The 21475-nt window shown below is 60.0% G+C and carries 30 protein-coding genes; 26 read left to right on the plus strand and 4 right to left on the minus strand.

Annotation, left to right across the window (positions count from 1 at the left end; translation table 11 throughout):
• Positions 1-5 precede the first annotated feature (5 nt).
• On the plus strand, positions 6-254 hold the full coding sequence (locus CIT26_RS13525; RefSeq protein WP_095493029.1) for a DUF982 domain-containing protein: 249 nt from the start codon (positions 6-8) through the stop codon (positions 252-254).
• A 53-nt stretch (positions 255-307) separates the two neighbouring features.
• Here CIT26_RS13525 and CIT26_RS13530 read toward each other — a convergent pair whose 3' ends face one another.
• Positions 308-1132, minus strand: coding sequence for a methyltransferase domain-containing protein (locus tag CIT26_RS13530; RefSeq protein WP_095493030.1), 825 nt, complete (start codon positions 1130-1132; stop codon positions 308-310).
• A 391-nt stretch (positions 1133-1523) separates the two neighbouring features.
• Here CIT26_RS13530 and CIT26_RS37575 point away from each other — a divergent pair, with 391 nt between their 5' ends.
• On the plus strand, positions 1524-1865 hold the full coding sequence (locus tag CIT26_RS37575) for a KTSC domain-containing protein (RefSeq protein WP_095493082.1): 342 nt from the start codon (positions 1524-1526) through the stop codon (positions 1863-1865).
• A 616-nt stretch (positions 1866-2481) separates the two neighbouring features.
• On the opposite strand, the gene CIT26_RS13545 is transcribed toward CIT26_RS37575, so the two are convergent.
• From CIT26_RS13545 to CIT26_RS13555, 3 genes are all read right to left on the minus strand, one after another.
• Positions 2482-4068 (minus strand): adenylate/guanylate cyclase domain-containing protein, encoded by a 1587-nt coding sequence (locus CIT26_RS13545; RefSeq protein ID WP_095493032.1) that lies wholly within the window; start codon positions 4066-4068, stop codon positions 2482-2484.
• A gap of 629 nt (positions 4069-4697) precedes the next feature.
• Positions 4698-6743, minus strand: coding sequence for a family 16 glycosylhydrolase (locus tag CIT26_RS13550; RefSeq protein WP_095493033.1), 2046 nt, complete (start codon positions 6741-6743; stop codon positions 4698-4700).
• 130 nt (positions 6744-6873) lie between these two features.
• The gene (locus CIT26_RS13555) at positions 6874-7053 is read right to left on the minus strand and encodes a hypothetical protein (protein ID WP_095493034.1); all 180 of its coding nucleotides are present in this window, start codon (positions 7051-7053) and stop codon (positions 6874-6876) included.
• A 731-nt stretch (positions 7054-7784) separates the two neighbouring features.
• On the opposite strand from CIT26_RS13555, the gene CIT26_RS13560 reads away from it, so the two are divergent.
• From CIT26_RS13560 to CIT26_RS13675, 24 genes are all read left to right on the plus strand, one after another.
• Positions 7785-9020: a tyrosine-type recombinase/integrase gene (locus CIT26_RS13560; protein ID WP_095493035.1), complete on the plus strand. Its 1236-nt coding sequence runs from the start codon at positions 7785-7787 to the stop codon at positions 9018-9020.
• A 411-nt stretch (positions 9021-9431) separates the two neighbouring features.
• Positions 9432-9641 carry a helix-turn-helix domain-containing protein gene (locus tag CIT26_RS13565; protein ID WP_095493036.1) on the plus strand — a complete coding sequence of 70 codons (210 nt, stop codon included), beginning with the start codon at positions 9432-9434 and terminating at the stop codon, positions 9639-9641.
• Between the two features lie 83 nt (positions 9642-9724).
• On the plus strand, positions 9725-10075 hold the full coding sequence (locus CIT26_RS13570) for a winged helix domain-containing protein (protein WP_245319397.1): 351 nt from the start codon (positions 9725-9727) through the stop codon (positions 10073-10075).
• Positions 10072-10311, plus strand: a complete 240-nt coding sequence (locus tag CIT26_RS13575; RefSeq protein WP_095493037.1) for a transcriptional coactivator p15/PC4 family protein — start codon at positions 10072-10074, stop codon at positions 10309-10311. The genes CIT26_RS13570 and CIT26_RS13575 overlap by 4 nt, the downstream gene beginning before the upstream one ends.
• Positions 10308-10502, plus strand: coding sequence for a hypothetical protein (locus tag CIT26_RS13580; protein ID WP_095493038.1), 195 nt, complete (start codon positions 10308-10310; stop codon positions 10500-10502). The genes CIT26_RS13575 and CIT26_RS13580 overlap by 4 nt, the downstream gene beginning before the upstream one ends.
• Complete coding sequence (locus tag CIT26_RS13585) at positions 10502-11086, plus strand: hypothetical protein (RefSeq protein ID WP_095493039.1); 585 nt, start codon at positions 10502-10504, stop codon at positions 11084-11086. Before CIT26_RS13580 ends, CIT26_RS13585 begins: the two co-directional genes overlap by 1 nt.
• 163 nt (positions 11087-11249) lie before the next feature.
• Entirely contained in the window at positions 11250-11540 is a 291-nt protein-coding gene (locus tag CIT26_RS13590; protein WP_095493040.1) for a DUF6074 family protein, read from the plus strand.
• The gene (locus CIT26_RS13595) at positions 11537-11746 is read left to right on the plus strand and encodes a hypothetical protein (RefSeq protein WP_095493041.1); all 210 of its coding nucleotides are present in this window, start codon (positions 11537-11539) and stop codon (positions 11744-11746) included. The genes CIT26_RS13590 and CIT26_RS13595 overlap by 4 nt, the downstream gene beginning before the upstream one ends.
• A complete protein-coding gene (locus CIT26_RS13600) occupies positions 11746-12231 on the plus strand; it encodes a hypothetical protein (RefSeq protein WP_095493042.1) in 486 nt (161 codons plus the stop codon). Before CIT26_RS13595 ends, CIT26_RS13600 begins: the two co-directional genes overlap by 1 nt.
• Positions 12228-12470 (plus strand): hypothetical protein, encoded by a 243-nt coding sequence (locus CIT26_RS13605; RefSeq protein ID WP_095493043.1) that lies wholly within the window; start codon positions 12228-12230, stop codon positions 12468-12470. Before CIT26_RS13600 ends, CIT26_RS13605 begins: the two co-directional genes overlap by 4 nt.
• Complete coding sequence (gene nusG, locus CIT26_RS13610; RefSeq protein ID WP_095493044.1) at positions 12467-13000, plus strand: transcription termination/antitermination protein NusG; 534 nt, start codon at positions 12467-12469, stop codon at positions 12998-13000. The genes CIT26_RS13605 and nusG overlap by 4 nt, the downstream gene beginning before the upstream one ends.
• Positions 13001-13157: 157 nt before the next feature.
• The gene (locus CIT26_RS13615) at positions 13158-13337 is read left to right on the plus strand and encodes a hypothetical protein (RefSeq protein WP_095493045.1); all 180 of its coding nucleotides are present in this window, start codon (positions 13158-13160) and stop codon (positions 13335-13337) included.
• Positions 13337-13804 (plus strand): terminase small subunit, encoded by a 468-nt coding sequence (locus CIT26_RS13620; RefSeq protein ID WP_095493046.1) that lies wholly within the window; start codon positions 13337-13339, stop codon positions 13802-13804. Before CIT26_RS13615 ends, CIT26_RS13620 begins: the two co-directional genes overlap by 1 nt.
• Entirely contained in the window at positions 13788-15365 is a 1578-nt protein-coding gene (locus CIT26_RS13625) for a terminase family protein (protein WP_095493047.1), read from the plus strand. Before CIT26_RS13620 ends, CIT26_RS13625 begins: the two co-directional genes overlap by 17 nt.
• Positions 15362-15592 carry a hypothetical protein gene (locus tag CIT26_RS13630; protein WP_095493048.1) on the plus strand — a complete coding sequence of 77 codons (231 nt, stop codon included), beginning with the start codon at positions 15362-15364 and terminating at the stop codon, positions 15590-15592. The genes CIT26_RS13625 and CIT26_RS13630 overlap by 4 nt, the downstream gene beginning before the upstream one ends.
• A gap of 10 nt (positions 15593-15602) precedes the next feature.
• On the plus strand, positions 15603-15830 hold the full coding sequence (locus CIT26_RS13635) for a hypothetical protein (protein WP_095493049.1): 228 nt from the start codon (positions 15603-15605) through the stop codon (positions 15828-15830).
• Positions 15831-15842: 12 nt separating this feature from the next.
• Positions 15843-16028 (plus strand): hypothetical protein, encoded by a 186-nt coding sequence (locus CIT26_RS13640; protein ID WP_095493050.1) that lies wholly within the window; start codon positions 15843-15845, stop codon positions 16026-16028.
• Positions 16029-16033: 5 nt separating this feature from the next.
• On the plus strand, positions 16034-17674 hold the full coding sequence (locus CIT26_RS13645; RefSeq protein ID WP_095493051.1) for a portal protein: 1641 nt from the start codon (positions 16034-16036) through the stop codon (positions 17672-17674).
• Between the two features lie 41 nt (positions 17675-17715).
• Positions 17716-17973: a hypothetical protein gene (locus CIT26_RS13650; protein WP_095493052.1), complete on the plus strand. Its 258-nt coding sequence runs from the start codon at positions 17716-17718 to the stop codon at positions 17971-17973.
• Positions 17973-18956 carry a hypothetical protein gene (locus tag CIT26_RS13655; protein WP_143747840.1) on the plus strand — a complete coding sequence of 328 codons (984 nt, stop codon included), beginning with the start codon at positions 17973-17975 and terminating at the stop codon, positions 18954-18956. Before CIT26_RS13650 ends, CIT26_RS13655 begins: the two co-directional genes overlap by 1 nt.
• 183 nt (positions 18957-19139) lie before the next feature.
• On the plus strand, positions 19140-19982 hold the full coding sequence (locus CIT26_RS13660; protein ID WP_095493054.1) for a phage capsid protein: 843 nt from the start codon (positions 19140-19142) through the stop codon (positions 19980-19982).
• Between the two features lie 14 nt (positions 19983-19996).
• Positions 19997-20272, plus strand: a complete 276-nt coding sequence (locus CIT26_RS13665; RefSeq protein ID WP_095493055.1) for a hypothetical protein — start codon at positions 19997-19999, stop codon at positions 20270-20272.
• A gap of 54 nt (positions 20273-20326) precedes the next feature.
• Positions 20327-20611 carry a hypothetical protein gene (locus CIT26_RS13670; protein ID WP_095493056.1) on the plus strand — a complete coding sequence of 95 codons (285 nt, stop codon included), beginning with the start codon at positions 20327-20329 and terminating at the stop codon, positions 20609-20611.
• On the plus strand, positions 20612-21475 hold an 864-nt coding region (locus CIT26_RS13675; protein WP_206072761.1), incomplete at its 3' end, for a hypothetical protein. It abuts the gene before it with no gap.

A 21475-nucleotide genomic window follows, 5' to 3' on the forward strand; every position in this document is an offset into this window, starting at 1 on the left:
GTATCATGGCTCTTCATTGGTTTCACCCTCCCGTCAACATCGAGACGGACCGACCTGGGCTCACCTACGGCTGCAACAACGTCGAGGGAGCTGCTGCGGAACTCATGAAGTGGGCCAAGCGGGGACCTAAGTGGAAGAAGGCAGTTAAGGCCTGCATGGCCGTCCATGAGGGCGAGGGCACAGCCGACGACGTAAGGAAGGCCTTCGAGGTTGCTGCCAAGGAGGAGGGTTTGCTACGCTCCTCCTCTAATTAAGCTCGCTTTGCGTGGGCGCTTGTTGAACACCGGATGCCGCAGAGTCAGCTGCGCTATTTGCGTGCGAGCACGACGTGAGCCTCTTGGGGGAACATCAGCTCCCCTCCTGTTGAATAGATTGCCAGCGAGGAACTTACATCACCCATGATCGCTGCGATGACTGCGTCCCGATGTCCGGCATCCATTCCGCTGACCAGCCCTGCCTGCGGAGTCGCTGCCAGCTGTAGTCGCACATATTCCTTTGAGGAGGGGAATCGGATGTTCTGTGTCGTCGTGTGGATGGTCACCTGACGAAATCCCGCCCCGGCCACCAATCGGTAAAGCTCGTCCGCATCGGCGAGTGAATGCTCGGACCGTTTCGTTGCCGAAGCGCCTGGACCGAGATGCCGATCCAAGGCATCCGCCAGCGCCTTTGCCGCAGGAGTATGCTCAATAGCGCTGAAAACGCTTAAGGCCAGTCGGCCGTTAGGCACCAGAACCCGGAACATCTCACGTAGCGCACTCGATCGGTCCGGAAAAAACTGCAGTCCGAGTTGGCAAAGGACCAGATCGAAGGTGGCGTCAGGGAACGGCATTTCGAGCGCGCTTCCCTCGTGCCAGTCGATGAGCGGTCCAGCGCCTCTCGGGAGCGATCGAGCAACGGCAAGCATGCCCGTGTTGATGTCGAGGCCGACGACCTGCCCACTTCCCATACGCTCGGCCGCGGAGCGTGCCACCACGCCGGTGCCGCAAGCTACGTCCAGAACCCGCTCATCAGATAGAGGCGCAGCGCGATCCACCAGGTCGGCAGCCCACAGGGTTGTGATTGCCGGGACCAGGTAGCGCTCGTAGAGTTCCGCGGCGCTGCCTTCCAGCTGCCACTGCTCCTGCTGGGCCATAGCGTCCCTCCCGCACAACGAGCCGCTCGGCAAAAGGCCCAATCGGCGCTTCAAGCAGCCATCATAAGCGCGTGTCTGTCAAACAAGCAACCGGGCCAACCGCCGGTTGGTAGACGCGACGCAGCCGGCCGCCTAGGATTTTTCCACGATCCGCGAACCGGGCAAATCCCGACCCACCCGCGCTCAGTGACCGTTTGATCGCCCCGTCGCTCTCCTGTGCGGCGGGTTTTTTTGTTTCCTATGGAACACCGGCATGGGCAGGACGTTCGCCTCCTGCAGCATCTTCTGTGCTGCGAGATCGGTGTCCCCTCCCGATCAGCCCGCGTCCTTCCCCTCCGTGGGGCGCGGGCAACTTCAGATGGACTCTCTCCCTGATCGGAGTAGTCACGTCATGCCGTCCACCTCGATACACAAAACGGAATACGATCCGGAGCGCAAAGTCCTCTCGGTGTGGTTCGTGGCCAGCGGTAAATGCTACCAGTTTGAGGACGTGCCGCCGGAGACCTTCGCCGAGGTCCGAGCCGCCTTCGCCAAGGGCCGCTTCTTCAACGAACGTCCGCAATCACTTCCGCTACCGTCTGGTTGGACCCGCGGTCGACTGAGCAGCATCAGCGGACGATCTCTCTTTTGGCAGGGATGCGGCTCATTCGTCGCGGCCGTCCGGCCAGCCTTTGCGAGGGTAAGGTCGGACATCGGAACGAAAGGCGGATTCGCGAATTCTACTGCTAGATAATCGGAATCGTCGCCCATGATACTCGCGACCCTCCACCTTGAAACTGCGAGATACGGCGATGTATATCGCGCCGAAAGGCTCGCGCGGCTGAGGCAGCAAATGATCCGGCACATCAAGCGCACTGACGCCTCGGCTCAAAAAGTCGAGCAAGCGCTGGCTAGTTTGGCCGAAGCAAACGCACCCATGCACCGGCTCGCGTGGCATCAGTAGGGCCGCGCTCATGCGCGCCTCCGCATCGGCACGATGTGCGGCGGGTTGTTCGGTTGCTGCATGTGGCGTTCTCTCCAGATCCGTTTCGCGATGCCTGTCCTTACCCCCGTGGGCGCGCGGGCTTCATTCGTCCATGGTGGCTAAGACCAGAACGGCCCGAGGACGAACACGGCCATTAGCGCAACAAAAAGCAAAGCGGCGATCACGGCGCCCCACATGAGGACCCTTCCGGTGCCGCGTTTCTCTTCCTCGCGAGATCACCGCAAATGCGGTCACGCCCTGTTTCAATTGGTTGGTCGGTCGGTTCTTCCCGCTCGGAAGTTCCTGCCTATCGCTGTGTTGCGCCCCAGCACCGCACCCAATTCGGTACGATTTCGCGCATGTCCAGGATCAGACGTTCAAGAACCTAAAAAGCGGCGGGCTTGCTTCGGATGGTTAAGGCCAGAAGCGCCTCCGAAAGTCGTTTCTTCGCCCGCTCGACCCCGTTCTCGTCGATTGCCTCAACATCGAGGAACAAGTCGAGGCCAGTCGCGTGCTCGCTGATGACCTGAGGGCGCTGGGCCAGTTCACCCAGGAGGCCCTCGACTTCGTAGGGGACAACCTCCCGGCTGATCCCCTTCATGGCAATCGGTGCTAACGGACGCGCCCGGACAAGGTCGCGGACGAGCGCGTAAGTCTCATAGCTGAGGCAGATGCCGCCGGGCTCGGCAATCGACTGCAGACGGGCCGCCAAGTTCGCTTCGGCCCCAATGATCGTGTAGTCCATCCGATCATCGGAACCGAAGTTCCCAACATTGCAATAGCCCGTGTTGATGCCCATGCGAACGCGGAAGGGCCGTTCAACTCCGCGGTCATGCCACACCCTGTTCAACTGCTCCAGCCGACGCTGCATGTCGACAGCCATGCGCAAGCAGGCTCTCGCGTCTTCCTCGACGCCTTGCGTCTCGGGGTCTCCGAAGAACACAAGAAGCGCGTCGCCGATGAACTTGTCGATGGTGCCGCCGTGTTTGAGCGCGATTGTCGACATCTCGGTGAAGTACTCGTTGAGGAGAAGCGTCAAGTCCTCGGGCTGGAGCCGTTCCACGATCGCGGTGAAATCCTTGACGTCGGAGAAAAAGATCGTGAGCTTCTTGCGCTCGGTCGCGATGGTGACGTCCTTCTGGCCGCTGAAGATGCTTTTGTAAATTTGAGGCGAAAGATATTTGGCGATCTTCAACGAAATCGCGGCCAGGAAGTCGTTTGCCTCGGAAAGCTCCTTATTGATGCCCTGAACCAAGGCGGACTGCCGACGCTGCAGGAGAATGAACGTCAGGCCCGCCGCCGCCGCGAAGCCGAAATATAGGAGCAGATATTTGAAGGTGAGGACGTTCGCAGCGATAGGCTGATTGACTGATATCTCCTGGATCCCTCGGACATCCCCTACCTTCCAGTCCGTCTTGGGGCTGTCCGGGTGTGAGTTATGGCAGGTCACGCAGACTTGTCCCATTACAACAGGGGCCGCGGCGCGGACGTGCCGGTCAAACAGCGAACCCGAGACTTCGATGATCGGCTCCCTCGGGTTGGCGCGCAAAGCAAGGATTGCATTCCGCTCGAATACATCGAGTTGGTGGGGGTCGCGACCTTTGAAAGGTAGATCCGAGACGAACCGATATTTGACGGATCCGTCGTGAGCGCTGATGCGCTTGCCGAGTTCGATCGAGAGGGTTGCTGGAATAGGGATCGCACCTGGCACATCCCGGTAGTTGTGCGTCGCGGTCACGGCGTCGTCTGCTTGCAGCACGCGTCCCACAACGTCGCTGCCGTAGAATCCGCGCATTTCGTCGATGATCCGGCTGATTTCGCTGGCTTGCGTGCGCAGCATCCGTTCCGATAGGTCTCGCAGGTCGAGCCAGGCTGCGACGGGCAGACCTATAAGGCCGATGACCACTGCCGCCACCAGGAGCGGTCCCATGGTTCGCTGCTGACGCGCAATCTGTTCACCCAGTCCGGCCATTGTCCAAGCGCCCGGCAGTCATTAGTATCTGAACTATAGCTCATTCCCGGCACGGTACTAGCGTCAGTCTTGGCTCGATGAAAACACGTCAGCCCTGCCACGACGGACCGACCTTGAGCGGTTGTGGCTAAGCCCCCACCCTCACAGCGGATTTCGCATTCTGGCGCTAGACGGGCAGTGAATCAGTGAAAGGGATGTCGCAAAGTCGGGTTGTGGCCCGGAATGCGCTCCGCGATAACCGCTCAGGGGTCAGAAGTTCACCTTTGGCAAGGTTGAGACTTCCGCGGCCGGAGAGCGCGTCGGATAAGAAAGTGTCCCGCGAAGCGCCCGAAATAGCGAAGGCAGGGGGCAGTTCGCTAGGCTGACGCCGGTTTCTGGTCCGAGCTCATCATGGCAAGCATCTGATAGGCTGATCCCACTAACGCGCGTATTTCCGTCCTAGACCGGGTTGGCCTGTACGAAACTCCCAATGGGTTCATGTTTCAACGCTGTCCACTGTCCCATACCCCTAGAGAGTCGGACAGTGGCTTTGAGCGTTCCTTCTCCAAGCGTGAGAACAGTCCGCAGTTGGCCGGGCGCCGAAGGATACGCTTGATCTCGTTTTCACGCGCACCGCTGTAGGCGCCGGATCAGATCACGAAAAAATCGTCGGCCAGCAGCGTCGGCCTGTTCGTCAGCGTCGCGAGCTGTGTCACGCCGCCTGCGACGTTTCCGTTGGAATCGTAAAACAACGCACCCGTAACCTTGTCATAGACGATGTGATCGTCGGCGTCGTGCGCGCTAGTCCCAGCGAAGAAGTACCTTGGCTCGAGGGCTCCGGTGGCTCCAAGCCCCTGCATTACCGAATTTTGGAGCCTGAATGTATCGGCCGTATGGTTGAAATCCGTGATGATGTCGCGGTTGGCCACTGAGAGCGGCGCGCTGAAAACGAAGGAATCGTTGCCGGCGCCACCAGTAAGCCGGTCAATGCCCAGGCCGCCCGTCAGTGTATCGTTGCCACCCCACCCAAGCACGGAATCATTGCCTCGGCCGCCGTCCAGTTTGTTGTCGCTGTCGTTGCCGTCGAGCACGTTGTCGAGGGAATTTCCCGTGGCTCCGACGTTGGCGTTTCCGGTCAGACGCAGATTTTCTACCAGCCGGCGATCGGCCGCCAGTGAGTACGTGACCAAGCTGAAAATCTGGTCGAGGCCCGCTTCGTCGATGACGTTGTCCAGTACATTGTCCACATAATAGGTATCGTTGCCGGTACCGCCATTCATCAGGTCGGCCCCGGTCCCGCCATCGAGAAGGTCGGCGCCATCATAGCCCGCTAACCGGTCGCTACCCGCCCCGCCCCTTATGGTGTCGTTGCCGGCAAGGCCGACCAGCGTGTTGTTCCCATTGTTCCCGGTCAGCTCATTGTCGGAAGAATTGCCGCGACCATCGATAGCGCCAAGGCCGATGAGAGTCAGATTTTCGACATAGCGTGGCAGTGAATAGGTGCTCGAGCTGAACACCCAATCGTTGCCCGCCGCATCGCCCTCGACCAGGCGGTCGAGCGCATTGTCGACATAGTAGGTATCGTCGCCCGCGCCGCCCTCCATGCTGTCGATACCGACCCCGCCGTCGAGCAGGTTGCTGCCAGCGTTGCCGACCAGCGTGTTGTCGAGTTCGTTACCCATCGCGTCGATGTCGGCAACGCCGGTGAGTGTGAGCTGCTCTATTTGCTGGCCGGACAGCGAATACGTCATCGAGGTGATGACCACATCGATGCCGGCGCCGTCAGCCTCGATGACTACGTCGAATGCGTTGTCGACGCGGTAGGTATCGTTGCCCAAACCGCCGGACATTTTGTCAGCACCAGCTCCGCCGTCCAGAACGTCATCAAAATTGCCGCCGCTCAGGATATCCGCCGCATCCGTCCCGGTCAGGTGCTGCTCCATCACGTCCGGCGCGGCATAGGCGCGCACGTAGTCGATGACCATCTTGTACGTGCCGGACGCCCGCTCGACCTCAAGGGGATTCATGGCAAGCGAGGCCAGCATATAGAGCGGCGTGCGGAAGGACTCGCTCATTGGAAAGCGGTTCAGCTCCTTGCCGTCATAGTACACGGTGATCCAGTCCGTCGTGATCCTCGCGCCGTAGGTGTGAAACGCCCCGTCGAACATCGAACCGGCGAGGCCCGTATAGTTGCCTTTCGAAGCGTGGCTTTCCTTATTGCTCAAGTGCACCGCCTGGTGATGACCATCAGGATCGCCCCCATACGCTTCAACGATGTCGACCTCGACGCGTGGCACAGTCTGATCGGGCGACAGCATCCAGAAAGCCGGCCAGGCTCCCGCCCCGCCGTGAAAGGCTGCGCGCATCTCGAAGTACCCGTACTCTTGCGCGAAACCCTGGCCGGCGCTGTTAACCGTTTGCATCGTTCCCGACTGCCAGACGCCGTCCACCTGCTTCATGGTAATGGTCAGCTGCCCGTCAGAGACGGAGAACGGATTCGTTGCCCCCACCGGCGACATGAACGTGGCGGCCCCATAGGGGGCATGCACAGGCGCGAACCACTTGCCGGTGCCGTTGTTCGGCACGACATCAAGCGTGTTGAACTCGTCAGAAAAGGAGAGCTTGAACCCCGAGAGGTTCAGCTCCGATCCCTTGTACTGTCCGGTCCAATCGCCAGGAAGAGCAATCGCAGCCATTGATGGGCTCCTCGTTCTCGCAACATTTTCGCGGTGACCCCCACCAAGATCTAATCGTCCATTTGTTAACGGAACGGTAATGGACACCGATTCCCCCGCAAATGGGGTCAGTGCGGTTATCCCCAACGCTTCACGAGAAATTTGGGAGAAGTCGCAAATCGGTTGACGTAGCCGGCACACGATACTGCGAATCCTTCGATACCGTGACGCCGGGCTCGAACGTCGCCGCAACCAGCCGTTCCTTCTCCGCCCGCGACCAGCGCCACCGGCGCTGCACCGAGGTGATCACTTCCACGCGCGCAATCGTCATAGGTCCTCCCAGGATTATTCCCCGGACTTGCAATGCCTAAGGCGACAAGGCGGCCTTCACCGTAGGCTTGTAGGCCGGCGGAGGCGGCCTTCAGTCGGGGTTTCAAGAGGCTCACGGCCAATCTCGCCTCCGGAATGACCATTAGGGGTCAGGTCACGACAATACTGACACCGGACTGAATGTCCGCTCTTGTGAAGATCGGCAGCTGGAAGCTGCCAGTCCGCTGTCGTGAACCCAAACGCGACGTCTGAGTAGTGGTTCGGCGATGATCGCTCTTGGGCGGCGAAACGGTCATTCAGCTGCGGTCGCGAAGATGTTTTTTCAGATGCGTTCGCCTAGTGAGAGTTCACCCAACCATCAGGCTGCTGGCGCACCGCAAAAATTGAAATTGTTCGAATTGAAAGCTGAGAACCAAAAGCGCGAAGTTGAGAGCTTCGGAGAATGTTGAGCCAGAGCACGCCCTTCAGCCCGGGAGGCCGCCCAGCGCAGTTGGCAGCTTAAATTGAAAAGCCCCGCGGTTTTGCGCGGTTCGTGCGCCATCGAGCCGAGGCAGAGAATGTTGGGGCAGGGTGCATTGGCGGAGGGAGTGTCTTCTAAACCGTCGTCCGCTGGTGTTTGCCGGTGTAGCAAAAAGCCGTTGATTCTCTTGGCTTTTCGCCGTTATTCGTTTGCTGTTATCCCTGCTAATCCGCTAACATCACACGTCGAAGTTAGGAACGGAGTTGCAGGAAATGGTCCGCTCGCTGAACTTGCTTGCCGAAACTACCATCCGCGCCAAAGACCTGAAGGCTGGACGGTACAGCGACGGCGGCGGGCTCTACTTGATGGTCAAGAAGGGCGGGACCAAATCCTGGACGTTCGTTCACTTCAAGGGCTCTGGCGCCGGCCGCGCCTGGAAGGAAGCCGGGCTTGGCTCCTATCCTTCAGTCTCGCTCAAAGACGCGCGCATAGCTGCCGGTGACTGTCGCGACCGCCTGCGGCGCGGTCTCGAACCGATAGCGCAGCCTGAGGAAAATCCCGAAGTTCCAACCTTCGCGAAGTGCGCGGAAGACTTCATTGCCGAAGTCGGCAAGAGTTGGAGGAATCCGAAACACAAGGCGCAGTGGGAAATGACCCTCGGCGACGCCTACTGCAAACCGATCCGCAACAAGCCGGTCGACAAGGTGACCACGGCCGATGTGCTCGAAATCCTCAAACCCGTCTGGCAAGCCAAGCCGGAAACGGCGCAACGACTTCGTGGGCGAATTGAACGGGTGCTGGACTTTGCCAGAGCCTCGGGACACCGATCGGGCGAAAACCCAGCTTTGTGGCGCGGCCATCTGCAACACCTGCTGGCGAAGGCAAAGAAGCTCTCCCGTGGGCACCACCCGGCGATGCCTTACGCTGATGTCCCGACATTCGCGAAGCGCCTTCGGGCCGTTGAAGGCCTATCGGCCAAGGCGCTGGATTATCTCATCCTGACGGCGGCGCGTTCGGGCGAAGTTCTCGGAATGAAGTGGCCTGAGCTGGATCTGGACGAAAAGGTCTGGACCGTGCCGGCTGACCGCATGAAGGCGGGCAAAGAGCATCGCGTTCCATTGACCGATGCCGCCCTGGCTATCCTGCGGCCTCTCTTAGAGGCGCGGGTGTCCGACTATGTATTCCCCGGCGAAACGAAGCGCGGACCCACGGCGCCGCTCTCTGTTATGGCCATGACAATGCAGATGCGCCGCATGGATGTCGGGCATTACACGCCGCATGGATTTCGATCGGCATTCCGCGATTGGGCCGGCGATCAAACCTCGTTCCCGCGTGAAGTCGCCGAGGCGGCGCTCGCCCACAAAGTTGGTGATTCGGTCGAGAATGCATACCGGCGTTCCGACGCCCTGGAGAAGCGGCGCAAGCTGATGTCGGCCTGGGCTAACTATCTCGACGCGGCCAATTCGAATCGGAATCTGCGAATTGTTGGGGGAAACGGTCACAAATAGCGGCGTGTTGCGGTTTGTTGACTCTTGACCGCCGAATCCGGCGGGCAGATAGTCGGTGCGTGAGGGTGTTTCAGTTTTGAGGTCTGTTCGCGCGGTGTTCTGAGCCCAGCGCGAAAAGCCCGCCGGTCCTGTTGACGGTGCGACCCTCCGTTCCCGGATCTATGTGCGAATTTTGACTCGTTTGACGACGGCTCTTTGCCGTACCCATAAGTTAGAACTAAAAGGGAACAAATCTTTGTGCATAAGCTGTGGAAAACTAGAGCCGATTTTGACCTAACCGGTTGAACCGGAAAGGAAAAAAATAGCCCTGTGAAAACCGGGTATAGCGCTTACCAACGCAAGACGTGAGTCACCGAAAATGCTAGTGTGTGCTGTGATTTGTTGACAACTCAAACAACGAAAGGAACCTGAATGAACACCAGTCCCAACGCCTACACGGTCGATGCTTTCTGTGATGCCTACGGCATCCGCCGAAATCTCGCTTACGACGAAATCAAGGCTGGACGACTCTCCATAAGAAAGGCCGGCCGCCGCACAATTATTCGCAAGATTGATGCTGATGCTTGGCTCGACAACTTGCCGGTTGGCAACAAGGAGCCTGCGCCAGCAGAAGAGGCTTGAGCAGTCCAGTTTCCCGACCCGACTGCTCAAGCCGGATCTGCCCCAATTTTTCGACATCCTCCAAAGATTACGAAAGGACAGACATGAACTCCATATCAGGGGATTTCGCCCAAGCGAAATCAATTCCGGTCTCGGCGCCGAAGAAATCCACAATCACGGTACGCATAGAGCCGGACGGGCGCACCAAGCGCCTTCATGGCCGCGCCGCCTGGATGATGCGGGAACTGGTCAAGGCCGGCAAGCGTGGCGTCACCACGATCGAATTGCCCGCCGGTGTGCGAGTATCCCATGCCGTGTACCTGCTGCGCCGCGAAGGCTTCATCATCTCGATGCAGCGCGAAGCCCACGGCGGCGAGTTTGCCGGAGTTCACGGCAGATTCAGGATCGAAACGCCTTGCACCATCGTCAACGATGGATCGGCGGTGGCTGCATGAGCGCGTCTGTTCCGGTCGCAACCATCAAGAAGAACAGTCGAGAGGAGATTGATATCTCCCTCGATTTCTTCAACGGCAACCGCGTGTTCAATGCGCGCGTGTTCTACGAAGCCGAAGACGGCACACGCCGCCCCGGCAAGGCAGGCCTCGCCTTCACCGTCGATAAGCTGGAGGCGTTCGCCGAAGGCGTCACCTCGGCGCTAATGGCTGCCAAGTCGAAGGGGTTTCTGAAATGAGCGCCGCCGGCGATGTAACTACCGGGTCGACGCCGGACCCGGTAGTGGAAGCCGCCAAGTGGCTGGCCACCGGTTCGGCGGATCGCACCAAGGCGCTGGTGCCTCAACTCCAAGACAAGTTCGGCCTCACTGCGTTGCAGGCCGTCCAGGCGATGCGCGAAAGCCGTCTCGTGCAGGCGAGGGCTCATTGATGGCGTTTCGCGACCCAAGAGACCACAGCCGGACGGAGCGCGGCAAAACGTTTTCGCTCGTGAAGAAACACACACTGCCACCGAATGATCAAGGCGGCTGGATGGCAGAAACCCGCGACTTTTTGGAGTCGGCCGCCTATCGCACTTTGAGCACCAACGCGCGGCGGGCTCTTGACCGGCTGAAAATTGAACACATCGGGCATGGCAGAACACACAACGGGAAGCTGATTGTGACGCACGACCAGTTCATCTCCTACGGCGTGACGGCAGAATATGTTGGCGATGCGCTCGATGAGCTGGCCTTCAAAGGCTTGCTGAAAATCACCCGCGGCAGGGCGGGTAACGGAACTGCTCACCCCAACGTCTTCCGGTTGACATTCGACGGCGATTTCGAGGGCGCCCCGGCTTCGAACGAGTGGCGGCGGTGTACGGAAGAAGATGCCAAGCGCTGGGCTGAGACGGTACGCGAGCAACGCAAACTCGGTCGGTCTGGCGTCGGTCGAAAAACTAAAACCTCGCTTCGTATTCCCGAAATCCGTCCGCTTCGTATTCCCGAAATCCGCGTTGCTGTTGGAGCGAAGTGACCCATGGCAAACCCTTCAATTGCAAGGCCTCAGCCAATTTCGGAAACCCGAAGTGCTATATATAGTTTGGACGGTAGTGTCCGCTTCGGCTGCACAACGCTAGCCCGTAGGAAGTCCCGCCAAACCAAAGGGCGGGGGCTGACGAAGGGCGGGGGAGGCTCGCATGGCGTGTGAACGACGCCCCCTTGCCCCTTGGCAGCGGGCCAAATGTCAGATTGTCCCATTCCCGGCAAAAAAACGGGTCGGAAAAATTCGGCGAACCGCTGAAGTTCTCGGCGGGCGCCATGGCAAGGGCGCCGACCACTATTGGCAACAGGTGATCACCGGCATGCGCTCTCAGATGAAAAAGTCGGGCCTGCCGGCTGCGGTCATTGAAAGCGAGCTTAAGGGCTTTGCGGATGCGGTATTCGCGATGATGTCGATCGCTCGCCCGAATGACGGGGATGCCGCATGAACATCATATCGGAACGCGATGGCCTCGAAATGACCAATGAGCATGGCGCATGGCGCCTCTACCTCGTGGAGAACGACGGGGCCTCATACACCTTGCTCGCCGACATGACCGGCCACTCGGCGGTGAACCTGCTGAGCGAATATCTCTCGCGCCTCCCAAAGTACGCGAACGACAATCTCCTAGGGAATGGCGAGGGGGGGAGGTGATGGAAGATCTGAATGACGAATTCTCGGAAAAGCAGTTGCAGCGCATGGCTGAAAAGCTGTTGGCGGGCTACCGAGCGCCGACCGCGTTGTCTGGCCTCGGTGAAAAAGAGCAACGCATGGCGGCAAAGCTGCTCGGCGCCTCGAATGCGGAACGCCTGGCGCGAACTGGTGGCAATAAGCCCTTCAAGTACCGCCGGCCCACCCACGTCATAGAATACTACATGGGGGCGTGGGGCTGGGCCGTCGACCTTATCGAGAACGGCAAGCGCCTGCCGTTCAAGTCGAACTTAGACGACGAGAAGCTGGCTCTCGTGTTGGCGGCCATAAAGCAAAAGGGCGTGCCTGTCCGTCGCTTCGAGACTGAGGGCGAGAAACAAGACCGCCACGAACGGGAACGGCGCCTGGAAACCAATCCGACCATCAAGAGCAAGCCGAAAAGCGCGCGCTTCGACGTGCTCGATGAACTGAGGGGCTTCCGCCTATGACCAAACATGTTGATGAAACGAACGTGATTAAATTCCCGCAAAGGGAGTTTGTCCGCATTTGGAAAGGCGAAGTGGTGGGAGAAGGCATCGTGTACATCATCGATAGCGTTGTTGGCGAGGAAGAGGCTGGCATCGCCTACTTCCACACGATCGAGGAGGTTAAGGCGAACCTTCCTAATCTTGTCCCCGATGGTATGCGCCTCGAATGGGACATTGATGATGAGAAAGGCAATAAATGAACCAACATGTCGATCTGCCCCGCTGGTTTATCGTGAAGACGCGACCGAGCCAGGATCTGAAGGCAGGCGAAGAAATTCTCGCACTCGGGCAGGCGGTTTACCTGCCGCAGTTCCGGAAGGAATATCGCCACCACCGGCAAAACCGCTGGATCACGCGCTACTTCCCGCTGCTGAACGGCTACCTGTTCGTTCTCAACTCCGTTCACTGGCACCGCGTTCTGAATTGCGATGCCGTCGAAAAGGTTCTGCGCTCTCAGCTTGAGGGAGGCGCGGGCGACCCGATCATGATCGACGACGCGACCGTCCAGACCATTCGCCGGGCACAAGATGCCGGGGAGTTCGATGAACTGCGGGTGCACGGCCACAACGTCACGGTCGGCGAAACGGTCAAGGTGACAGAGGGCGCGCTGATCGGCCTCAAGGGCGCGGTTCATGGCGTCGGCGAGAAAGATATCACCATGATGCTCAACATCCTGGGCCGCGAAGTGAAGACGAAGGCACCGGTTGAAATGTTGGGACGAATAGGCTAGGTTACGGCAATAGTTTGGGATTTTATCCCAACAAGGGCGAAATGTCCGCCTGCGCGAGGCCTAAGAGTTTTCGCCGGGACAATGCGGGGATCGCCCCCCGCATGAAGGGGAGGCTGTACCCCTTTGCCATCTCCATCCAGAAACATTGCGGGGCAACATGACGAGCTTTCTCGACAAGCGCCGCTCCAAGCTCTCGCCATCCGAACAGCGGGCAGCACAGGAAGAAGTCCGCCGGCAGATCGCCGTGGCGGTATCCGTCGCCAAGCGGAAGACAGAAGCAAAAGTGAAGGCAGAGGTATTGGAGCGCTCGCACATCGCCAGTGAGCCACAAGCCTGATGTCTGAGGGAAATCTGACTGCCAAGCAGGAGGCTTTTGCAGCTGCTTATGTCGAGACAGGGAACGGCTCCAAAGCCTATCGCCTGTCTCACGATGTGGGAGCGGACACCAAGCCTGAAACGGTCTGGAGCGAGGCAAGCCGCCTCCTGGCCAGCCCCAAGGTCTCCGCAAGGGTCAAAGAGCTTCAGGCCGAAGCCCGCGCATTGCTCATGGTGTCGGTGGGAACGCTCACTGATGAGCTTGAACAGGCTCGCCTCAAGGCGATGGCTGACGACAAGGGCGCCTCGGCCGCTGTCTCCGCGACCATGGGCAAGGCGAAGCTGCATGGTCTGCTGGTCGACAAGGCCGAAGTGACCGGGAAGGACGGCAAAGACCTGATGCCCGATCACTCGCCGCGCAAACTGGCCAAGGCTGTTGCGCTGATCCTGGCCAAGGGAATGAAAGAGGCCGATGGAAGCCGGTCTTGATCTTCGCCAGCTCGAAGCCATCATTGCCAAGCTGTCGCCGGAAGACCGGGCCGAACTGGTCGAGCAAGTCGAGGCCGAACTAGAGAAGCCCTTCCTGCCGAATCCTGGGCCGCAAACGGCAGCACTCGAAAGCCTGGCCGATATCCTGCTCTATGGTGGGCAGGCTGGCGGCGGCAAGTCGGCGTTGGAAGTCGGCGCCGCGGCGAACAACCACTTCTCCAGCCTGATCCTGCGCCGTGAAGCGACACAGCTAGATGGCCTGATTGAGTTCTCACGTGAGATCCTGGCCGGGCATGGCGAGTTCATCGGCGGCAATGAAAACGTCTGGCGCCTCAAGACCGGTGGCCGGCTCAAGTTCGCAGGCCTGAAGCAGCCCGACGACTGGCGCAAATATGCGGGTAATGCTCGCGATTACCTCGCTTTTGATGAGGCTGGCGAGTTCCTTCGGGAACAAGTGTTTTCGCTGATCGGCTGGCTTCGATCGACAAAGGAAGGGCAGCGTTGCCGGGTAATCCTCGGCTCCAACCCGCCGCGTGGTGGTGATGGGCTCTGGCTTATCGAAGAGTTCGCGCCGTGGCTCGATCCCAACTATCCCAACCGGGCGATGCCTGGTGAACTGCGCTGGGCCATCGTGGTCGGCGGCATCACTGAATGGGTCGCCGGTCCCGGCGTCTACGAGCGCGGCGGCGAAGACTACGAAGCGATGTCGCGGACGTTCATCCCGGCAAGCCTCGATGACAATCCGTACCTGAGAGACACAGACTACCGGGCCAAGCTGCAAAGCCTGCCCGAACCGCTCCGCTCGCAACTGCTCTATGGCGATTTCCAAGCCGGCCGTGCTGATGACGAATGGCAGCTCTTGCCCGGCGAATGGGTCAAGGCTGCTCAAGCGCGGTGGGTGCCAGACGGCTTCAAGGGCCTGAAGATGACGGCGCTGGCTGTCGACGTGGCGCAAGGTGGCGCCGACGATTCAACGATAGCGCCTCGCTACGGCACATGGTTTGCACCGCTGGTGGTGAAGCCGGGCAGGGAAACGCCGGACGGTCCAAGTATCGGCGCCATGGTCTTCGGTGTCCGTCGCGACGGTGCCGGCGTGATTGTCGATGTCGGCGGCGGCTATGGCGGTGGTGCCGTCACCTTCCTGAAGGACAACGGGGTCGCTGTCACTGGCTTTAACGCCTCCCACACGTCGACCGCCAAGTCAGTGGATGGGCAATGGTCGTTCTTCAATAAGCGCGCTGAAGCGCATTGGCGGTTCCGTGAAGCCTTGGACCCGTCGCAAGAGGGCGGATCGCCGATAGCTCTGCCTCCTGACCCTCTGCTGCTGGCCGATCTGCTCGCTATCCGCTGGAAGCCGGTCGGAACGGCCAAGGTCCAGATTGAAGAGAAAGCCGCCATCAAGGTTCGTCTTGGCCGCTCTCCGGACCGCGGCGATGCGGTCATCATGAGCTGGTCGGAAGGCACGAAACTGGCCATTCGAAAGCTAACTGACGCGGCACTTGGCGGCCGACTGCCGCAAGTCAAGGTCGGCTATGCAAAACAGAAGGTAGGCAGGCGATGACATTCGAAGATTCAATCAAGGTGCCGAAGCCGGCGAAGGGCGCACCTCGTGGCATCATCTCGGAAAAGCAGGCTGAAGAGTCGCTTGCCCTGGCTGCAAAGGCGTTCGGCGAAAGCCGCTTCGGCCTGCTGCGGTCTGAGCGTAGGGCAGGGGTTGTCTCTCTGGTCTACGGGCTCAACGGCCGGGCGCTGGACGCCAAAGCCCTGGCCTATGAGCTGAACAACTGAGGCCGGCGCTATGAACAAGAACACTGCCGGCGCCGTGCTGGTGCTGATCATCGCCGCCGCTGGCCTCGTCTATGACAAGCCGTGGGCGTGGGGTTTCGCCGCTGCAACCTGCGCGCTCGCCTTCCTCGCCGAAAAGCTGAGCGAATTGGACACGGTAGGAGCCGCCATCCTTCGCCTCGGCTTCGCCTTGCTGTCCTGGGCAACCGTCGTTGCCGCCTTCATCGCCCTCACTGCCTGAAAGGAAACAACCATGGCTGGCCTGTTCAAACCCAAAACCCCGAAGGTGGAACCAACGGCGCGGATGCCAGATGCTCAAGATCCGGCCGTCCTGGCTGAGAAGCGCAAGCAAATGGCCGAAATGCGAGCCCGTGGCGGCCGGGACTCGACCATCATGTCTGACAATCTCACCGGCTCTGTCGGCAAGCTCGGGGCGTAAGCCACATGCAGACCTCCGCCGCGGTTCAAACGATTGTCGACAACGGCAACCGGCTTTTCAGCGAGAAGACGCCGCTGCTGTCGCATTGGCAGGAATTGGCGGAGCATTTCTATTACGACCGGGCCGACTTCACCGGGCCGCTGAACATCGGCTCTGACTATGCGGCGGGCTCGTTCTCGTCTCGGGCGGCGATTTACCGTCGGGACATGGCGGACCTTTACCGGACCATGCTGCGGCCGGCTGACTTCTTCGAAGTGAAGTCGCTCGATAAAGCCCGGAACAAGGTTCCTGATGCGCGGTCCTGGCTGGAATACGCCACGGCAATGCAGCGGGCCGTCATGTACCGGAACGGTGCCGGCTTCACTCGGGCAACCGAAGCAGGGGACCACGATCACCTGACGTTCGGGCAGGCGGTGGTGGAAGTCGCGCCAACGACTGACCGGCGCAATGTGTTCTACCGCAACTGGCACCTTCGCGATGTGGTGTGGTCGGAAGACTACGCTGGCTCGGTGTCTGATGTTCACCGGAACTGCAAGCCGACGATTACCCAGCTTATGCAGCTATTCCCCGGCAAGGTGCCTGAGGCGCTCACCAAGGACGCTGAGAAAGACCCTTACAAGAAAGTCACTGCCCGGCATGTCGTGGTGCCTGCGGCCTCCTACGATACCGGCATCAAGGTTCGGGCCGAACACGAGTTCATTTCGCTGTGGGTGCTGCCCGACTGCGAAGGCGAAGTGCTGGAGAACATCGGCCGCACCTACCGCGGCTACATCATTCCTCGCGGTCCTACCGTCTCGGGCTCGCAATACGCCCGTTCGGTCTTCACCTCGATCATCTTGCCGGACAGCCGGACGCAACAGGCCATTGAACGCATTCTGCTGGAAGCCGGCGAAAAGGCGATCGATCCGCCGATGATTGCCACAATGGACGTGATCCGGTCGGATATCGGCCTCGGCGCCGGTGGCATCACCTGGCTCGATCGCGAGTATGACGAGAAGCTTGGCGAAGCTCTGCGACCGCTGCCAATGGACTATTCCGGCCTTCCCGTTGGACAGAACATGTCCGACCGCCTCGATATGACGATCCGCATGGGCTTCATGACTGACAAGGTGAACATCCCCGACACTTCGGGGATGACCGCTTTTCAAATCAGAAAAGTGGTCGAGCAACAGATGCGGGCTCATATCCCGATGTTTGAGCCGGTGGAAGTCGAATATTCCGAACCGCTCTGCTCTGAAACGTTCAAGGTCATGCGCTCGCTCGGGGCTTTCCCTGCGAATGAGATCCCCGATTCGCTGCGCGGCTCCGGTGTCGAATTTTCGTTCAAGAGCCCGATCAAGGATCTTGAGGACGAGGGCATGCAACAGAAGCTCATCGAGGGCCTTGGCGTGGTCAAGGAAGCCGCTGCGCTCGATCCGATGGTTGCCAAGCTGCCGAACGCGATGGCGATTGCGAAAGACCTCCTTCGACGCACTGGCTGGCCTGAAGAGTGGATCAACGATGAAAAGATGCTGAAGGCCGCGGCTGACCAGATGGCCGCTGAAGCTGAAGCGGCAAACGCTGCCGCGACCGTTGGCGGTGCCGCTGAAGTGGCAGGCAAGGCCGCTCCGATGGTCAAGGCAATGCAGGGCATGCAAGCCGCATGACGCAACACCAAGCGCGTGGCGGGGCTCCCAGGTCCAATCCTATGGCGCCGGCAACATATGATGACCTCGATGTCGAGGCGATCAAGGCTGTTGCCGCTGGCAATGCCTCGGAAGGGCAGCAAAAGCGGGCAATCGGCTGGATCGTCCACAAAGCGGCAATGACATACGACGAGCCCTTCGTGCCTGGGCAACCTGACGTGAGCGACCATCTGACCGGACGCATGAACGTCGGTCGCCAGATCCTCAAGCTGGTCAACACCCCTATCCATCTGCTGACGAAAACCGAAAGGAAATCTTGATGTCTGATGACACTCTTGCGGGCGCGGCTTCGGCCGAAAACCCCGCTCCGGGTGCTGCTGAAGCGGGAAAGCCTGCTCCCGCTGCTGTGACTGCCGAACCGGCGAAAGCCGCTCCTGCGGCTGCTGCTGCCACGCCTGGCCCTGCCGCGCCGGCTGCTGAGGCCGGCAAGGAACCGCCGCCGGCCGAAGAGGAAGGACCGTGGGGCAAAGACTGGCGCGACAAGCTGGCGAAGGGCGATGCCAAGCGCCTTGAACGCCTCGCACGGTTCGCTTCGCCTGAAGCGCTGCTCACTGCCCAGGAGGAAGCACAGCGCAAGATTTCAGAAGGGCTGAAGCCGAAAGGCAAGCCCGGCGAAAAGGCCACGGCCGAGGAGTGGGCAGAGTATCGCAAGTCCAACAACATTCCTGAGGCGGTCGATGATTTCGTCAAGGCCATTGTGCTGCCCGACAAGCGCACCATCGGCGACGATGACAAACCGGTGGTGGCGGCATTTGCGGAACGTGCCATCAAGAAGGGGATTGCTCCCGGCGATATGGCCGAAATGGTCGATGAATATTACGCCTTGCAGGAGGAACAGCAGTTCCAGCAGGCAACCGCCGACGCGGACTTCAAGAAGCAAGCCGAAGCTGACCTCAAGAAGGAATGGGGCGGCGACTTCACCGGCAACTTCGCTGCGATGCGGCCCTATTTCGAGAGCGTCAGCCCTGAATTGTTCGATAACCTGATGGGCGGCCGGATGGCTGACGGTCGGAAAATCGGCAATCACCCCGACGCTCTCCGGTTCTTCGCCGCGAAGGCGGTTGCCGAAAACCCGATGGCAACGATTGTTCCGGCCGGCGGATCTTCCGCTGAAAGCCTTCACGCAGAAATCGCCACGATGGAAAAGCGGATGAAAACAGACCGCGCCGCATGGCACAAAGACACGGCAGCACAAGAGCGCTACCGCAAACTGATCACGGCCCGCGACAAGCTCAAGGCCTGATATCCCGCCTGAAGACGGCCAACCCGCCTCGCGGCTCCGTCAATCGCGGCTCTACCCAAACCAGCACGTAATCAGCGCCGAAGGGCGGTCTAGCGGCTCCGGTTAACCCCGGACAACCCGCGACCCTGGCCTGCGGACAACCTGCCTACGGCTCCCGATCCCTCGATAGAAGGAATCTGGACCATGGCCGACACGGCATTCCAGAAACAGTATCGCCAAGAGTACATCGCCGGTTTCGAATCCGGTGAAAGCCCGCTGCGCATGTCTGTCACGACTGAGTTCGTGCGCAAGGGCAATGAAGCAATCTTCCTCGTGGCCGACAGTGGCGGCGCGGAAGCTCGGACGCGCGGCGTCAACGGCCTGATCACGGCTCGCGGCGACAACCTGACCCAGAACACCGCAACGCTGGTGGAATGGCACGACTTGGTTCGCAAGACCGACTTCAACATCTTTGCTTCGCAGGGTGATCAGAAGCGGATCATGCAGGATACCTCGCTCAAGGTGATGAACCGCAAGGTCGATGCGGACATTATCACTGAGCTTGCGACCGGCACCGTCGACACTGGCGCCGCAGCCACCGGTTCCCTGACCTTGGTAACCAAGGCAATCGGTATCCTTGGTCTTGCCAAGGTTCCGATTCAGGAAATCGAAAACATGTGGGGGCTCATCTCTCCCGCGATGCTGACGTACTTCATGCGCGACGCGACTTTCACGTCTCGCGATTACGTCGACGTGCAGCCGCTGGCTGGCGGTCCAATCAAGCGCGTCATGCGCTGGGCGGGCGTCAACTGGCTGGTGCACCCCGATGTTCCCGGCGTCGGTACGAGCGCTGAAAAGTGCTTCCTCTACCACCGCTCCGCTATCGGCCACGCGGCCGATACCGAAAACCTCGAATCCCTTGTCGGCTATGACGAAGAGCAGGGTTACTCCTGGGCTCGCGCCTCGGCTTTCATGGGCTCCAAGCTGCTGCAAAACAGCGGCGTGGTCGTCATCAACCATGATGGCTCTGCCATCGTCGGCGCCTAAGGAGGGCTGATCACATGGCTTACGCAACCACCAACCCTCCGGTCCTGATTACTCAGGGCATCGCTGGCTTCCGTATCTGGAAGTACGAATCTGTCGACGCGGCCACTCTGGTCCGCGTTGCCGGCTACTTCACGAACGGCTGGCAGCTCGGCATGCGGGCGAACGACATTGTCTTTGTCACTGACACGGACAGCTCGAACGCCACGACCATCCACACCGTCAACTCGGCTTCGTCTTCGGGCGTGGATCTGACTGACGGCCTGGCGGTCGGCACAACCGACACGGACTAAACGTCAACGGCGGGGGCTTCGGCTCCCGCTTTTCTCGTTGGATAGGAGGCCGCAATGGCTATCAAGGTTTCGGAATCCCTGGCTGCGACTGGTTCGACGGGGGAGCTCGTTCTCAAGGGCGGGTTTGTCTCTGTGCAAGGAACGTGGGCCGGAACGATCAACGTGGAAGTCGACCCAACTGGCGCCGGCTCGTGGTCGAACATCACCGACACTGCCGGAACTGCTCTTGCGTTCACCGGCAATTTCAATCTCGCGATCGATAACGGCGCTCCGGTAAAGACCCGCGTCAAGTTCACTCGCACGTCCGGCACGGCCGTAGTTGCTTTGATCGGCGAATAGATGACTGCCGTTCGCTCTCCCATTCGTAGCCCGCTCAGGTCACCGCTCTACAGCCCATTGGTAGGGAAGTGGGGAGGGGCGCCGTCTCAGGCTGCGGCGCGTTTCGGATCGAGGACTGACGGCATTGTCCTGAGCTTCGTTGATGATACGTTCTACGCTTCCACAGGCTATTACGGCTCGGCTAGGGTCAAAGACACCGCAACCCCGGCCAACGTTTACAACAGCCATCCATTTGGATTGCTGACCTACACCAGCCCGACCGTAAAGATGCTCAGGGGGTCAAATGGCCTTTATCGCTACCAGAAGCACAACCTGTTCCTGAACTCCGGCGCCCCGGTCACGCAAAGCATAACCACGCTGGCCAATGCCACCTATCAGGTGCTTGTCACCGGGTCCGGCACGGTCACGCTGACGAATGCAGGCACGGGTGTTGCATCTGCCGGGTCGCCAGTATCGTTCACCGCGTCGTCTGGAACGCTGACATGCACAGTGGCAGGCGGGCCGACAACGGTTCAAGTCGTCCGGACGCCGGTTGAGGCGGGCTATGTCGCTACCACGGCAGCGAGGCTTTTCGATCTTCCATACGAATGGGATGAGTTCGGCAATCTTCTGGGTATCCTGACAGAAGACCAGCGTGTCAATTTGGCCCTGTGGGGGTCTGATCTTACCAATGCGGTTTGGGTCAAAACGAATATCACTGCAGCCAAGACCGCGACCGGCATTACCGGCGTGGCAAATAGCGCGACGACGCTGACAGCGACCGCCGCTAACGGAACTGCCCTTCAGTCCATAACGAGCGCATCGGCGTCGCGGATAACCTATTGCTGGATCAAGCGCCGCACCGGCACCGGCACGGTGGAGATG

Origin of the sequence: Mesorhizobium temperatum (assembly GCF_002284575.1) — a bacterium.
In the GTDB taxonomy this organism is placed as follows: Bacteria; Pseudomonadota; Alphaproteobacteria; order Rhizobiales; family Rhizobiaceae; genus Mesorhizobium; species Mesorhizobium temperatum.